This window comes from Methylobacterium sp. GXF4 (assembly GCF_000272495.1).
Classification (GTDB): domain Bacteria; phylum Pseudomonadota; class Alphaproteobacteria; order Rhizobiales; family Beijerinckiaceae; genus Methylobacterium; species Methylobacterium brachiatum.
This window is the reverse complement of the sequence record NZ_AKFK01000067.1, coordinates 71,998-86,336: the sequence shown is the minus strand read 5'-3', so window position 1 is coordinate 86,336 and position 14,339 is coordinate 71,998. Positions and strand designations below refer to the sequence as shown.

Annotated in this window: 15 protein-coding genes; 8 read left to right on the top strand and 7 right to left on the bottom strand. The window is 72.0% G+C overall.

The window, feature by feature from the left end; all coding sequences use genetic code 11:
* Positions 1-102 precede the first annotated feature (102 nt).
* The 5 genes from WYO_RS18480 to WYO_RS18460 all read right to left on the bottom strand — a co-directional run bounded on the left by WYO_RS18480 (position 103) and on the right by WYO_RS18460 (position 5,603).
* Positions 103-963 (bottom strand): LysR family transcriptional regulator, encoded by an 861-nt coding sequence (locus tag WYO_RS18480; protein WP_007565281.1) that lies wholly within the window; start codon positions 961-963, stop codon positions 103-105.
* An 11-nt stretch (positions 964-974) separates the two neighbouring features.
* Positions 975-1,967: an ATP phosphoribosyltransferase gene (gene hisG, locus WYO_RS18475; RefSeq protein WP_007565279.1), complete on the bottom strand. Its 993-nt coding sequence runs from the start codon at positions 1,965-1,967 to the stop codon at positions 975-977.
* Positions 1,964-3,106 (bottom strand): ATP phosphoribosyltransferase regulatory subunit, encoded by a 1,143-nt coding sequence (locus WYO_RS18470; protein ID WP_007565277.1) that lies wholly within the window; start codon positions 3,104-3,106, stop codon positions 1,964-1,966. The genes hisG and WYO_RS18470 overlap by 4 nt, the downstream gene beginning before the upstream one ends.
* A 172-nt stretch (positions 3,107-3,278) precedes the next feature.
* On the bottom strand, positions 3,279-4,829 hold the full coding sequence (gene hisS / locus WYO_RS18465; RefSeq protein ID WP_007565275.1) for a histidine--tRNA ligase: 1,551 nt from the start codon (positions 4,827-4,829) through the stop codon (positions 3,279-3,281).
* 270 nt (positions 4,830-5,099) lie between these two features.
* Positions 5,100-5,603 (bottom strand): DUF3429 domain-containing protein, encoded by a 504-nt coding sequence (locus WYO_RS18460; RefSeq protein ID WP_007565273.1) that lies wholly within the window; start codon positions 5,601-5,603, stop codon positions 5,100-5,102.
* 561 nt (positions 5,604-6,164) lie between these two features.
* On the opposite strand from WYO_RS18460, the gene rho reads away from it, so the two are divergent.
* The 6 genes from rho to WYO_RS18430 all read left to right on the top strand — a co-directional run bounded on the left by rho (position 6,165) and on the right by WYO_RS18430 (position 11,177).
* A complete protein-coding gene (gene rho, locus WYO_RS18455) occupies positions 6,165-7,535 on the top strand; it encodes a transcription termination factor Rho (protein ID WP_007565271.1) in 1,371 nt (456 codons plus the stop codon).
* Positions 7,536-7,755: 220 nt separating this feature from the next.
* Positions 7,756-8,367 carry a Maf family nucleotide pyrophosphatase gene (locus WYO_RS18450; protein ID WP_007565269.1) on the top strand — a complete coding sequence of 204 codons (612 nt, stop codon included), beginning with the start codon at positions 7,756-7,758 and terminating at the stop codon, positions 8,365-8,367.
* A gap of 10 nt (positions 8,368-8,377) precedes the next feature.
* Complete coding sequence (locus tag WYO_RS18445; RefSeq protein ID WP_007565268.1) at positions 8,378-9,415, top strand: cation diffusion facilitator family transporter; 1,038 nt, start codon at positions 8,378-8,380, stop codon at positions 9,413-9,415.
* On the top strand, positions 9,412-10,263 hold the full coding sequence (locus tag WYO_RS18440; protein ID WP_007565266.1) for a shikimate dehydrogenase: 852 nt from the start codon (positions 9,412-9,414) through the stop codon (positions 10,261-10,263). Before WYO_RS18445 ends, WYO_RS18440 begins: the two co-directional genes overlap by 4 nt.
* Positions 10,260-10,889 carry a dephospho-CoA kinase gene (gene coaE / locus WYO_RS18435; protein ID WP_007565264.1) on the top strand — a complete coding sequence of 210 codons (630 nt, stop codon included), beginning with the start codon at positions 10,260-10,262 and terminating at the stop codon, positions 10,887-10,889. The genes WYO_RS18440 and coaE overlap by 4 nt, the downstream gene beginning before the upstream one ends.
* 57 nt (positions 10,890-10,946) lie before the next feature.
* Positions 10,947-11,177: a hypothetical protein gene (locus WYO_RS18430; protein WP_007565263.1), complete on the top strand. Its 231-nt coding sequence runs from the start codon at positions 10,947-10,949 to the stop codon at positions 11,175-11,177.
* Positions 11,178-11,185: 8 nt separating this feature from the next.
* On the opposite strand, the gene WYO_RS18425 is transcribed toward WYO_RS18430, so the two are convergent.
* Together WYO_RS18425 and WYO_RS18420 are read right to left on the bottom strand one after the other, a co-directional pair.
* On the bottom strand, positions 11,186-12,058 hold the full coding sequence (locus WYO_RS18425) for an alpha/beta hydrolase (protein WP_007565261.1): 873 nt from the start codon (positions 12,056-12,058) through the stop codon (positions 11,186-11,188).
* The gene (locus WYO_RS18420; RefSeq protein WP_007565259.1) at positions 12,037-12,939 is read right to left on the bottom strand and encodes a YihY/virulence factor BrkB family protein; all 903 of its coding nucleotides are present in this window, start codon (positions 12,937-12,939) and stop codon (positions 12,037-12,039) included. Before WYO_RS18420 ends, WYO_RS18425 begins: the two co-directional genes overlap by 22 nt.
* Positions 12,940-13,120: 181 nt before the next feature.
* Between WYO_RS18420 and WYO_RS18415 the strand changes: the two genes are divergently transcribed.
* Both WYO_RS18415 and WYO_RS18410 read left to right on the top strand, forming a co-directional pair.
* The gene (locus WYO_RS18415) at positions 13,121-14,011 is read left to right on the top strand and encodes a DMT family transporter (protein WP_007565257.1); all 891 of its coding nucleotides are present in this window, start codon (positions 13,121-13,123) and stop codon (positions 14,009-14,011) included.
* Between the two features lie 113 nt (positions 14,012-14,124).
* Positions 14,125-14,331, top strand: a complete 207-nt coding sequence (locus WYO_RS18410; RefSeq protein ID WP_007565256.1) for a hypothetical protein — start codon at positions 14,125-14,127, stop codon at positions 14,329-14,331.
* The last annotated feature ends 8 nt before the right edge of the window (positions 14,332-14,339 follow it).

Below are 14,339 nucleotides of genomic sequence, written 5' to 3'. Positions count from 1 at the left end.
AGGCGGGTCTAATGCCGTGTCGGCACGGGCCATGCCGGTCCGGCATGGTCGGGTCTCCGCCCCGACACCCCGCCGAAGGGCTGGCCCTTTGGCAACCCGGTTTCAGCCTCCCTCGGAGGCCAGGGCGTGGGCGGCCTGCCAGACCGCGTCGAGGGCCGGGTGGCGGCGGGCGGCGTTCCGGTAGAGGCGGATCTCCAGGGCGGTCCCCGATCCCGAGGCCACGAGGCTGCCCTCGGCGAGTTCGCGGGTGACGAGGCTCTCGGGCAGCCAGGCGAGGCCATGGCCCGCCAGCGCCATGAACTTCAGCGCCTCCGCCATGGCGTTCTCGTTGACATGGGCCGCCGGCATCGGCTCGGCACTCTGCGCCACCACCCGGCCCAGGAAGGAATCCGCCGGGTAGCCGAGACCGGGCAGGTCGGCTTGCGCCGGGCCCGGCCGGTGCACCGGTACGAGCCTGTCCCGGCCGATGACGCGGTGCGGGAACGCCGCCGGGTCGAGGGGGATCGGCACGCCGGGATGGTGGTAGGTCAGCAGCAGGTCGTGGCTGCCCTCGGCCAGCGCCTGCACGCAGGCGTGGAAGTCCCCCGGCAGCAGCCGGCTGCCCAGGGGACCGGTGCGGGCCTCGATCTCCCGGTACCAGCCTGGGAAGACGGTCAGCGCCAGGGTGTGGAGTGCCGCCACCGACACCGCCCGGGCGGCCGGCCGGGTCCGGGCCCGCAGCGCGGCGCGGCCCTCGTACAGGAGCCGGACCGTCTCCTGCGCGGTCTCGCGGAACAGCTGGCCCTCAGGGGGCAGGGCGGTCGGGTAGGTGCTGCGATCGATCAGCGGGACCCCGAGCCAGCCCTCGAGCGCCCGGATCCGCCGCCCGAAGGCCGGCTGGGTGACGTGGCGCTCCACCGCCGAGCGGGAGAAGCTGCCGGTGCGCGCGAGGCTCAGGAAGTCCTCGAGCCATTTCAGCTCCATCGCCGGGTATCTTAGAGCCGGGCCAGCAGCCGCTCCGCCAGCGGGTTCTCGGCCGCGAAAGCGTAATCGACCCGCCGGACCGTCACCGCCCGGGCGCCGGCCTCGACCAGGGCGCCGGCGAGGGCGAACACGGCCCCCTCGGGGCAGCGCATTACGATCTCGCCGTCGCTCCCGCGCGGGGCACCGTAGGGCAACTCGGCCTCGTGCAGGCCCGCGATCGTGGCGAGGTCGATGGTGCCGCTCTCCGGCAGGGCGGCCCGGACCTCCCGGGTGGTGCGGGCGCGCTCCTCGGCGGCGATCCGGCCGAGCACCGTGCGCAGAGCCGTCCGCTGGTCCTCGCCCCAGGGGGCCTTGAGCGAGGCGACCAGGTTGGCCTCGGAGCGCAGGATGATGCCGTCGTCCAGCACCTTCAGGGCGTTGGCGCTGAGCGTCGCCCCCGTGGTGGTGATGTCGACCACGATCTCGGCCGAGCCCGCCGCCGGCGCGCCCTCGGTGGCGCCCAGGCTCTCGACGATCCGGTAATCGGCGACGCCTTTCTCGGCGAAGAACCGGCGGGTCAGGTTCACGTATTTGGTCGCCACCCGCAGCCGGCGGCCGTGGCGGGTGCGCATCAGCGCCGCGACCTCGTCGAGGTCGGACATCGCCCGCACGTCGATCCAGGCCTGGGGCACCGCCACCACCACGGTGGCGTTGCCGAAGCCGAGCGGGGTCAGGAGCTCGACCTGGCCGCGCACGTCCGGCAGGGTCTCGCGGATCAGGTCCTCGCCCGTGATGCCGAGATGGGCCGCCCCGGAGGCGAGCTGCGCGGCGATCTCCGAGGCCGAGAGGTAGCGCACCTCGACCCCCGGCACGCCCACGAGCTTGCCGCGATAGTCGCGGGCGCCCGCCCCCTGGGCGAGCCGCAGGCCGGCCCGGCCGAAGAACGCGCTGGCATTCTCCTGGAGGCGCCCCTTGGACGGGACGGCGAGGATCAGCGGCATGGCGTCCGAATCCGAGGAGGTCATCGGCCGGCTCCCGCCACGCGCTCGACCCAGAAGGTGCAGCCCACCGCGGGCAGGGGCGCCGCGCTGCCGAGATGCCCGAGCAGGCCGTCGTAGCGGCCGCCGCCGACCAGGATCGGGCCGTCGCCCTCGTTCACCTCGAAGATGAAGCCGGTGTAGTAGTCGAGGTTGCGGGCGAAGCCGCCCTGGAACCGGAAGCGCTCGATCGGCAGGCCCCGGGCCGCGATGAAGCCGGTGCGCTCCTCGAACAGGTCGAGGGCGGCCGACAAGGCGTCGTGGCGCAGGCCCGCCTCGGCCACCAGCCCGCGCAGGTCGCGGGCCGCCGCGTCCGGATGGCCGGCGATCGCCCGGTAGCGGTCGAGCACGGCGCGGTTCTCGGCGTTGAGCCCGGCGCCGCCATTGGCCTGCGCGGCCGCCTTGCCGAGGAAGCGCTCGGCGATCTCGCCGGCGCTGCGCCCGCCCACCGCCGAGATGCCGGCGATGGCCAGCACATCCTCCACGAAGGCGCGCACGCCCTGCGGGTCCTGGCCCTGGATCGCGGCCAGCAGGCCGGCATGGGGATCCTCGGGGCGCGCGCCCTCGCCGCCATTGGTGACCTCGTCGAGGGAGCGGCCGGCCGCGAGGGCCCGCAGGGTCCGCCGCTTGGCCGCCGGCGGCACCGCCAGCCCGTCGAGCAAAGCCACGGTGAGGCCCATATCGCCGAGCCGCACCGCCGGGTCGGTCCGGCCGAACAGGGCAAGGCCCTCGAGGGCGAGCCCCAGCACCTCGGCATCGGCGGCCGGCGTGTCGGTGCGGCCGATCGATTCGATGCCGGCCTGGAAGAACTCGTCGGGCTCGTCGGCGGCCAGCCGGAAGACCGGGCCGCAATAGCTGTAATCGGCCGCCTGGCCGTCGGCCTGGGCCCGGTGAAGGCGGCAGACCGGGATCGTGAATTCCGGCCGCAGGCACAATTCGGCCCCGGCCGCATCCTGGGTGACGAAGATCCGCCGGCGGATATCCTCGCCGGACAGTTCCAGGAACGGCTCCACCGGCTGCAGCACCGGGGGCGTCACCGGCCGGTAGCCGGCCGCACTCAGATGCGCGAGCAGCCGCGTCCGCGCCGCGTCGCCCGCCCCCGTCTCACCGGCCTCCGGTCGTGTCATCGCATGTCCCTCGCGGGCGCTCTCTAGCAATCGCAGTCGCGCTTGGCGACACGTAGAGATCCTGGGTTCCCAAAGGGCTCAGCCCTTTGGCAGGGGTTCGGGGGCGGAGCCCCTGAGGAACGCGGGCTCTGCCCGCACCCGCAAAAGGTCACGGACCTTTTGAAACCGGGACTCAGCCCGCGGTGGCCGGGAAATGCCGGGCCAGGACGGCGCGGACCTGGGCGACCAGGTCGGCCTCCGGGCAGGAGAACTGGGCCGGCCGGGCGGCCTTCCACTCGGCGTTGCTGCCGATGGACTCGGCGGCGCGGGCGCCTTCGATCAGGTCCTTGATCTGGATCTCGCCGGCCAGGCGCTCGTTCGAGCCCTGGATGATCGCCACCGGGGCGCGGCGGCGGTCGGCATATTTCATCTGCGCCTTCATGCCGGCGGCGCCGAGATAGAGCTCGGCCCGGATCCCGTCCGCCCGCAGCAGGGCGACCAGCCGCTGGTAATCGGCCATGTTCTCGCGGTCGAGGACCAGCACCACCACCGGGCCGGGGGTCTCGGTGCCGGCCAGAAGCGGGCTCTTGACCAGCTGGAGCGCCGAGAACAGCCGCGAGACGCCGATGGAGAAGCCCGTGGCCGGCACCGGCTCGGCCCGGAACCGCCCGACCAGGCCGTCGTAGCGTCCGCCGCCGGCCACCGAGCCGAAGCGCACGGTCTGGCCGTCCTCGTTGGTGACCGGGAAGGTCAGCTCGGCCTCGTAGACCGGGCCGGTATAGTATTCGAGCCCGCGCACCACGCTCGGATCGGCGCGGATCACGTCGTGGCCATAGCCCGCCGCCGCGCAGAGCCGCATGATCGCGTGCAGCTCGGCGATGCCCTCGCGGCCGGTCTCGGATTCGCCCACCGCCTCGTGCCAGCCGGCGAAGAACTGTTCCCAGAACGCCATCTTGTCGGCGCCGTCCCCGGCATCGGCCTGGAACGACACGTAGGCCAGGATCCTGGACACCGCGGTGGCGTCGAGGCCGGCGCCCTTGGTGAAGTCGCCGCTCTCGTCCTTGCGGCCGGCGCCGAGCAGGTCGCGCACGCCGTCGACGCCGAGGCGGTCGAGCTTGTCGATCGCTCGCAGGACGGTCAGCCGCTGGCCGGCCTTGTCGGGGCCGGCGAGGCCGATCGCCTCCATGACCCCGTCGAGCACCTTGCGGTTGTTGACCTTGACCACGTACTGGCCGCCGAGCCCGAGCCGGTCCAGGGTGTCGGCCATCAGCATGCAGGTCTCGGCATCGGCCGCGACGCTGCCGGCGCCGACGATGTCGGCATCGAACTGCATGAACTGCCGGAACCGGCCGGGCCCCGGCTTCTCGTTGCGGAACACGTAGCCGGCCCGGTAGCTGCGATAGGGCTTGGGCAGGGAATCGTAATTCTCGGCCACGAACCGGGCGAGCGGCGCGGTCAGGTCGTAGCGCAAGGAGAGCCAGGCCTCGTCGTCGTCCTGGAACGAGAACACGCCGGCATTCGGGCGGTCGAGGTCGGGCAGGAACTTGCCGAGCGCCTCGGTATACTCGACGAACGGGGTCTCCAGGGCCTCGAAGCCGTAAAGCTCGAAGCTCTTGCGGATCGTCTCCAGCATCCGCCCCTGCGCGGCGATCTCGTCGGCGCGGCGGTCGACGAAGCCGCGGGGCAGGCGGGGTTTCAGGGTTTCGGCCCGGCTTTCGGCCTTCGCGGTTTCGGGCTTGGACATGTGAACGCGTTCGCTTCCCGCGGACCCGGAGCCCGGGTCCGGTGTGAGTCGTCCCCGGCGCGGCGGAGATCCTGGGGCCGGGCTCTAGAGCATGACGGGCGAAAGGGGAATTCGGTTTCCGGTGGGCTTACTTGGGTGTCCATCCTGCGCCGTCATCGCGCGCGCAGCGAAGCGACCCAGGGAAACGCCACGTTCGGGGGCCTCGCGCTGCGCTGGGTTGCTTCGCTGCGCGCGCGATGACGGTGGCGGGTGGGAACGCTCGTCAAACCCTCAATACGGCGCGGTCAGCTTGAGCCAGAGCAGGACCGCGAGGCTCACCACGGCGATGGGCATCTGCAGCGGGCGCAGGCGGGCATGGGCCAACGGCACCTCGCCGGCGCGGGCGGCGATCGGATCGAGGATCCCGATGGCTGCGTAGCCGAGGATCAGCATGGCCAGCGCCGGCACCGCCTTGCCCATCACCGCCGAGAACAGGCTGAACAGCCCGAGCGCGTACAGGATCAGCATCGTGACGATCTGGGCGAGCCGCGGGCCACCCTCGGTGCGGAAGCTGACGCCCCGGTGGACGCCGGCCAGGAACAGCAGGATCGAGGCGGCGTAGAGCAGGGTGAACAGGGCCACGAGATAATCGAGCGGCTGCCCGTTCAGCCACCAGGCCGCGGCGGCGCCGACGGCGATCGGCACCATCGGGCCGAAGCCGAACACGATGTCGAGCCACGGGATCCGGCGCGGCTCGTGCGCGGTGATGGTGCGTCCGGTGGCGTCGTCGCGCATGTCTGTGGGGCCGGGCTCTCGGGTGACGGGTTTGCTGCGCTGCGGCGCCGGGACGGGGAACGGCCCCGCGGGACCCCGGTTCCGCGCGGAGCCCTTTAGCGCCGCGCGAGCCGATCCGCGAGGTCCGGCCTGCGCTGGGGGCGTTCAAGGGATCGTGACGGGTGAATGCACGTCTCCGAGAGGTGCCGCCAATTCTAAAATTCTAAATGAGACCGCGTCTCCCTCCACCCTCTGCCGGGGAGGGGATGCGTGGGGGTGGTCACGGCCCCATCCCGCGACGAAGCCGGCCCGTCGTCACCGATCCCGCGGGCCCCTGGGCGCCTCCGATCCATCAGCCCCTTGAGTGCGGTGGCGAAACGCGTTATTTCTTGTGGGCCCTCTTCACAAGGTCAGCGCCGCAGCGCGCCCGTGAGCCGCGAGGGTCCTGCCGAAAACGGTCCAGCCAAGACGATCTTCGGGCCCCTCGCTGTTCCAGCGCGGCCCGCTCTCCGGCGCCCGTCCCCCGGGTTGCTTGGCGCAGAACCGGCCCTCCCACCTTCTCCGTCGGTTGCAAGACACCCCATGACGCCACATCCCGACGCCTTCGCCGATCCCCTGGCCGATCCCGAGACCGCGGATCAGGCCGACGCGCCCGCCACCCCGGGCACCGTCGCCGTCCTCGAGGGCGTGCGCGAGGTCAAGCTGTTCGACCTCAAGGCCAAGACGCCCACCGACCTGATTGCCTTCGCCGAGGAGGTCGAGGTCGAGAACGCCTCGACCATGCGCAAGCAGGAGCTGATGTTCGCCATCCTGAAGCAGCTCGCTGCCAAGGAGGTCGAGATCATCGGCGCCGGCACCGTCGAGGTGCTGCAGGACGGCTTCGGCTTCCTGCGCTCGAACGACTCGAACTACCTGCCGGGCCCGGACGACATCTACATCTCGCCGACCCAGATCCGGCGCTTCGGCCTGCGCACCGGCGACACCGTCGAGGGCCCGATCCGCGGCCCCAAGGACGGCGAGCGCTACTTCGCGCTCTTGAAGGTCAACACGATCAACTTCGAGAACCCGGAGAAGATCAAGCACAAGGTCCATTTCGACAACCTGACGCCGCTCTTCCCCACCAAGCGGTTCAAGCTCGAGCTCGAGAATCCGACCAAGAAGGATTTCTCGCCCCGGATCATCGACATCGTGGCGCCGATCGGCAAAGGCCAGCGCGCCCTGATCGTGGCGCCGCCGCGCACCGGCAAGACCGTGCTGATGCAGAACATCGCGCAGTCGATCACCCTCAACCACCCGGAATGCTACCTCATCGTGCTGCTCATCGACGAGCGCCCTGAGGAGGTCACCGACATGATCCGCTCGGTGAAGGGCGAGGTCATCGCCTCCACCTTCGACGAGCCGGCCACCCGCCACGTGCAGGTCGCCGAGATGGTGATCGAGAAGGCCAAGCGCCTGGTGGAGCACGGCCGCGACGTCGTCATCCTGCTCGACTCGATCACCCGGCTCGGCCGCGCCTACAACACCGTGGTGCCGTCCTCCGGCAAGGTGCTGACCGGCGGTGTCGACGCCAACGCCCTGCAGCGGCCCAAGCGCTTCTTCGGCGCCGCCCGCAACATCGAGGAGGGCGGCTCGCTCTCGATCATCGCCACCGCGCTCATCGACACCGGCTCGCGCATGGACGAGGTGATCTTCGAGGAGTTCAAGGGCACCGGCAACTCGGAGATCATCCTGGACCGCAAGGTCTCGGACAAGCGCATCTTCCCGGCGATCGACATCACCCGCTCCGGCACCCGCAAGGAGGAGCTGCTGGTCCCGCCGGACGCGCTCAAGAAGACCTATGTGCTGCGCCGCATCCTCAACCCGATGGGCGTCACCGACGCGATCGAGTTCCTGCTCGACAAGCTGCGCCAGACCAAGAGCAACAGCGACTTCTTCGACTCGATGAACACCTGATCGGGTCGATCTCAGGGGTTCCGCCCCCGAACCCCGCCAAAGGGCTTGGCCCTTTGGAAACCAGAGACCGCGTTGACCTTCTCCTAACCCGTGCCTGCCATGGTCGGCCTTGGGAGCCAGGTTGCGTATCGGCTCCGCGACAGCCCCGCCGACCGGTTCATCCCGGCGGCGGGGCTCGTCGCAGCCTTGCTTCGGCGACCCGATCCGTGACACTGGCGCGATGCCCCGCTCGCCCTGGCTCCGTCCGGATCCGCTCCTCCTCGCCTCGACCAGCCCGACCCGGCGCCTGCTCCTGGAGAGCGCGGCCCTGCCGGTCGAGACCGCATCCCCCGATGTCGACGAGCGCGCCGTCGAGGCGTCGAGCCTGGGATTGTCCCCGCCCGACCTCGCCCTGCGCCTCGCCCGGGCCAAGGCCGACGCGGTGGCCGCCCGCCATCCGGGCCGGGTCGTGATCGGCGCCGACCAAGTCCTCGAGCTCGACGGCACGATCTTCCACAAGCCCCGGGATTCCGACGCAGCGCGCGCCCAGCTCGCCCGCCTCGCCGGCCGCACCCACGCCCTGCATTCCGCGGTGGCGCTCGCTGGCGCCATCGACGACGCCTTCGTGGAGACCGCCCGGCTGACGATCCGCCCCCTCGATGCCCGGGCGATCGCCGCCTATGTGGACTGCGCCGGCGCCGAAAAGGTGCGCGCCAGCGTCGGCGGCTACCAGCTCGAGGGACCGGGCATCCACCTGTTCGATTCGGTCACCGGCGACCATTCGACCGTGCTCGGCCTGCCGCTGCTGCCGCTGCTCGCCCGCCTGCGCGCCGCCGGCTATCTGGATTTCTAGGGAGCACCGCGTGGCCGGGCACGATCATTCGCATGGAGGCCCTCCCTTCGAAGGCGCTTCGCAGTCCGGCCACGGCACGTCTTCGACGGCTGGCCGATCCGGGGGCCACGCCCATGGCGGTCACGCGCATGGCGGCCATGGCGGCCACGTCCATGCGCCGAAGGATTTCGGGCCGGCCTTCGCGATCGGCATCGTGCTCAACACCGGTTTCGTGGTGGTCGAGGCGGCCTACGGCTACCTCAGCAACTCGATGTCCCTGGTGGCCGATGCCGGCCATAACCTCTCCGACGTGCTGGGCCTGGCGGCCGCCTGGATCGCCGCCATCCTGGTGCGCCGCCGGGCCAGCGCCCGCTTCACCTACGGCTATCGCGGCTCCTCCATCCTGGCGGCCCTGTTCAACGCCGTGTTCCTGCTGATCGCCATGGGCGCGGTGATCTGGGAGGCGCTCGTCCGGCTGGTCCATCCCGAGCCCGTGGTCGGCACCATCGTGATGGTGGTCGCCGCCGTCGGCATCCTGGTCAACGGCCTCACCGCCTGGCTGTTCGCCAGCGGCGCCAAGGGCGACATCAACATCCGCGGCGCCTTCCTGCACATGGTGGCCGATGCCGCGGTCTCGGCCGGGGTCGTGGTCGCCGGCCTGGTGATCCAGCTCACCGGCCAGGCCTGGCTCGACCCGGCGGTCAGCCTCGCCATCGCGGGCCTCGTGGTCTGGGCGACCTGGGGGCTCCTGCGCGACAGCGTGGCGATGTCCCTCGACGCGGTGCCGCCCGAGATCTCCCCGGAGGCGGTGACCGGCTTCCTGCGCGACCGGCCCGGGGTCATCGACCTCCACGACCTGCATATCTGGCCGATGAGCACCACCAGCGTCGCCCTCACGGTCCATCTGGTGATCGCCGATGACCACCCGGAGCATCGCGCGGCTGCCAACGGCTTCCTCAACGAGACCGCCGAGGGCCTGCGCACCCGCTTCGGCATCGGCCACGCGACCCTGCAGATCGAGGCGGCCGGCGGCCCGGCCTGCCGGCTCGCCCGGGAATGCGCGGCATGAGCGTGTCCCCGATCCCCCGGGCCTTCGTGGTCGGCCACCCGATCGCGCATTCGCGCTCGCCGCTGATCCACGGCTACTGGCTTAGCCAGCACGGTATCCCCGGCTCCTACGAGCGCCTGGACGTCACCCCGGAGGCGTTCCCGGATTTCCTCCGGGCGCTGCCGGAATCGGGCTTCCGGGGCGGCAACGTCACGATCCCCCACAAGGAGGCGGCTTACGCGCTCGTCGACACGCTGACGCCGCGGGCGCAAAAGATCGGCGCGGTGAACACCCTGTTGGTCGAGCCCGACGGCCGGGTCCGCGGCGACAACACCGACGCGCCGGGCTTCTGCGCCCATCTCGACCACAGCCTGGGCGCCGGCTGGCCCGAGCGGGCCGGCGGCACCGCCGTGGTGCTGGGCGCCGGCGGCGCGGCGCGGGCCATCGTGGTCGGCCTCGCCGAGAGCGGCCTCAGCCGGATCCTGATCGCCAACCGCACCCGGGCCCGGGCCGAGACCCTAGCGGCCCTGGCCCCGGGGATCGGCACGGCGCTCGCCTGGGACGACCTGCCTGACGCGCTCGCCGGGGCAGGGCTCCTGGTCAATACCACCTCGCTCGGGATGAAGGGCCAGCCGCCCCTCGATCTCGACCTCACCCCGTTGCCGGAAACCGCCGCGGTGGCCGACATCGTCTACGCCCCGCTGGAGACCGACCTGCTCGCGGCGGCGCGCCGGCGGGGGCTCGCCGCGGTCGATGGACTCGGGATGCTGCTGCACCAGGCGGTGCCGGGCTTCGAGGCGTGGTTCGGCCTGCGCCCGGCCGTCACCCCGGGCCTGCGGGACAGGATCGTGGCGGATCTTACCGGATGAGCAAGGGCCGCCCCGTCATACTCGGCCTGACCGGCTCGATCGGCATGGGCAAGTCGGCCACCGCCCGGATGTTCTCGGCGCTCGGCGTCCCGGTCCACGATGCCGACGCCGCCGTCCACGCCCTCTACGGTCCAGGCGGCGAGGCCGCCGCGGCCATCGGCAAGGCCTTTCCGGGCGTGCTCGACCCGCAGGGCGGCGTCGACCGCGCCCGCCTGCGCGCGGCGGTGCTCGGCGACCCAGACCGGATGGCGACGCTCGAGGCCCTCGTCCACCCGCTGGTCCGGGCGGCCAGCACGACCTTCCTGGCCCGGCACGCGGACGCGCCCCTGGTCGTCCTCGACATCCCGCTCCTCTACGAGACCGGTGGCGAGAGCCGCTGCGACGCGGTCGCGGTGGTCAGCGCGCCCCCCGAGGTGCAGCGCGCCCGGGTGCTGGCCCGCCCCGGCATGACCGAGGCGGCTTTCGAGGCGATCCGCGCCAAGCAGATGCCGGATGCCGAGAAGCGGGCCCGGGCCGATTTCGTGATCGACACCAGCCGGGGCTTTCCCGCCGCCGAGGCCGAGGTGGCGCGGATCGTGGCCGCGCTGACGGAGCGCGGTGCGCCGGAGCACCCCGCCGCTGGGTGACGCGGCCGCGCGAGGGCCTATCTCCCGCTCACCGATCCGGCTGCGGGATGGACGACGATGCGGTGTCTCGAAGGGATCGGCCGGGCCTCGGCGAATCCCGCGATCATGGCCAAGGCCCTGATCGCGCTCCTGATCCTGCCGCTGCTCGCGGCCGGGCCGGCCCAGGCGCAAGTTGCCGGCGCCTGCCCGCCCCCGAAGAAGCTCGCGGCCGGCGCCTGCGTCACCGCCTGCCCGGGCGGGTACGAGGATCGCGGGCGCGACTGCGTCTACCGCAACCAGTCTCGCTGACGGTCAGGTCACACCCACCCGATCCGCCCGAAGAACCCGGCGATCTCGGCCGCGGCCCGGTCGGGGTCCTCCCGGTGGGGGAAGTGGCCGACGCCCGGGAACGGTGCCAGGTCGAGATCCGAGAACGTCTCGCCGAGGCGGTCGGTCCAGGCATAGGGGAAGATCGGGTCGTGCTCGGCCCAGCGCACGCAGGTCGGCACGGCGATCGGCGGCAGGGGCGGGGCCTCGCCCTTGAGCATCGCGATCCGGCCGGCATGGGCCGCCCGGTAATGCGCGAAGCCGCCCGCGAGGTTGCCCGGCTTCCAGAAATTGTCCGCGAAGGCGTCCATCACGGGATCGAATGCGTCCTTGCGGTGCGACCAGTGACGCAGGAAATGGCCGATATAGGCGGCGCAGTTCTCCCGGCTGGCGCCCACCAGGGTCACCGCCAGGTCCATCTGGTTGAAGGACTGGTACCAGATCTCGCTGAGCCGGTCCGGCTCCCCGAGGCGGGGGCCGATCCCGGGATAGACGAAGTCGAACAGGAACAGGCCGGCGCAACGCTCCGGATGGGCGCGCGCCAGCGCCTGGATCACCGCGCCGCCGACATCGTGGCCGACGATGCCGGCGCGGTCGATGCCCAGCGCCTCCAGCAGCGCCGCCATGTCGGCCGCCTGCTCCGGTGGTCCGAAGGCGCCCTCGGGCTTGTCGCTGTCGCCGAAGCCGCGCAGGTCCGGGGCGATCAGGGTGTGGCGGGCGGACAGCCGCTCCATCACCGGCTCCCAGGTCAGCCAGAATTCCGGCCAGCCGTGGAGCAGCAGCAGCGGCGATCCCGTGCCGCGGCGGGCGACATGCAGGTTCGCGCCGTTCACGCGCACGGTCAGGTGCTCGGTGCCGTCCATCGTCCCTCCATCCCGGCGCGCCGGGCCAGCATCTTCGCCTGCAGGCGGCTGCGGCGGGCGGCGATCACCGTGCCGTTGATCTCGCCGCCGAACAGGAACATGGCGGCGAGCCAGTACAGGAACACCAGGAACACCATCGCGGTGGCCAAGCCCCCGTAGGTGGACGCGTAGGCGTTCGAGAACCGGTCGAGATAATAGCCGAAGCCGAGGCCGGCGAGGAACCACAGGATCAGCGTCACCCCGATCCCCGGCAGCACCGACAGGATCGAGCGCCGGCCGGCGGCCACGAACTTGTGGGCGATGATCAGCACCACCGCCAGCAGCAGGGCCGTGACGACGATCCGCCCGATCGCCACCGTGAGGCCCAGGGGCTCCACCCCCGGGGCGACCAGGACGATGTTGCGCCAGATCAGCGGGCCCAGCACCACGAGCAGGGCGAAGGCCAGCATCGCGAAGGCGCCGCAGATCACGTAGCCGATCGATTCGAGCCGGGTCAGCCACCACGGGCGGCTCTCCCGCAGGCCGTAGGCCCGGTTGAGGCCGACCCGCAGGCTCTCGACCCCCGAGGAGGAGAAGTAGAGGGCGAACAGGGCGCCGAGCGTCAGCACGCCGCTGCGCTGCTCGGTGAGCACCCGGTGGACCTCGCCGACGATCGGCTTGGCGATCTCCCGGGGCCAGGCGTCGAAGATCAGGTTGCCCGCCTCGTCGGCCAGGGACTGCGTGCCGAACAGGCCGGCGAGCGCCGCGAGCAGGATCAGGAACGGGAACAGGGAGGTCAGGGTCGAGAGCGCGATGTGGCTGGCGATCGCCCAGCCGTCATGGGCGACGAAGCGCTGCGCCGCGAGGCCCGCGACCTGTAATCCGCTGCGGAGAGATTTCACGGGTGTCCAACGATCCTCGTAGCGCGCCCGCCGATGAAGGGCGCGCGGCCCGGCCCGTCAACGCCGCCGGACCCGTCCGGTCCCGTTCGCGGCCCGGTGACGCGCCGCGGCCACGCCGGACCGCCCCGATGGCCGAATCGCCGTTGCCATTTCCCCGCCGGCATGCTCCGTCCGCGCGGTCATGCCCACCCCCCCAGGCGATTCGACCCGCGCGGCCAGCGCCCTCCCGGTGCTGTTCGTCCCGATCTGGGCGACCGGCTTCATCTCCGCCCGGGCGGTGATCCCGCATGCCGATCCCCTGGGCTTCACGGCGGTCCGGTTCACCGGCGTCGCCCTGCTGCTGGCGCTGATCGCGGCGGCGTCCCGGGTGCGCTGGCCCGGGACCCGGGCGGGCTGGCGCGATCCCATCGTCGCGGGCTTCCTGATGCAGGGCATCTACCTGGCGGGGGTGTTCTGGGCGGTGAGCCGGGGGCTCCCGGCCGGGATCGCCGCCCTGGTCGGCAGCCTCCAGCCGCTGCTGACGGCGCTCCTGGCGGGGCCGCTGCTCGGCGAGCGCGTCAGCGGCCGGCGGGCCTTCGGGATCCTGCTGGGCTTTGCCGGCGCCGGGCTGGTGCTCGCCCCGAAGCTCGGCGCCGCCGACCCGTCCGGGATCCCGCCGGTGGCCCTGGCGGTCAGTCTGGTGGCGGTCCTGGCCCTGACGCTGGGCACCCTCTGGCAGAAGCGGACCGGCGGGGGCGGCGACCTCCTGGCCAACGCGACGCTGCAATTCGTGGGCGGGATGGCCTGCGCGATCCCGCTGGCGCTGGCCTTCGGCCACGCGACGATCGACCCGGTCGCGCCCCTGTGGCTCGGGCTCGCCTGGGCGATCCTGGTCAATTCCGTGGCCGGGATCCTGCTGCTGCTGGCGCTCATCCGGCGGGGCGCGGTGGCGGGCGTCGCCGCCCTGTTTTTCCTGGTTCCGCCGGTGGCGGCCCTGCTGGGCTACCTGCTGTTCGGCGAGGTGCTCACCCTGGTGCAGGGCGCCGGGATGGCGGTGGCGGCGCTGGGCGTCGCGGTGGCGAGCCGGGCTTGACAGGAGGCCTTGGCGCCGCAGTCCCGGAACCCCCGGTGAGACCCGGTCTTTCGCTTGTTGCCGCCCAGCCGCCGAAGAGCCGGGCCGGATCACCGAGATCCCCGGGAGGCCCCATGAACCAGATCCTCGTCGTCGCGCTCATCTGCGCCGCCAACGTCCAGGCCCCGGACTGCTCGCGGGAGACCGCCCTCGACGTGATCACCGGGCCGGCCCATACGCTGCAGGAATGCCTGATCCAGGGGCCGGTACTGGCAGCCAATACCGGTTTCACCGGCGAGAACGGCGCCTACGTGAAGACGCGCTGCGAGCAGAAGCGCTGAGCCGGGCT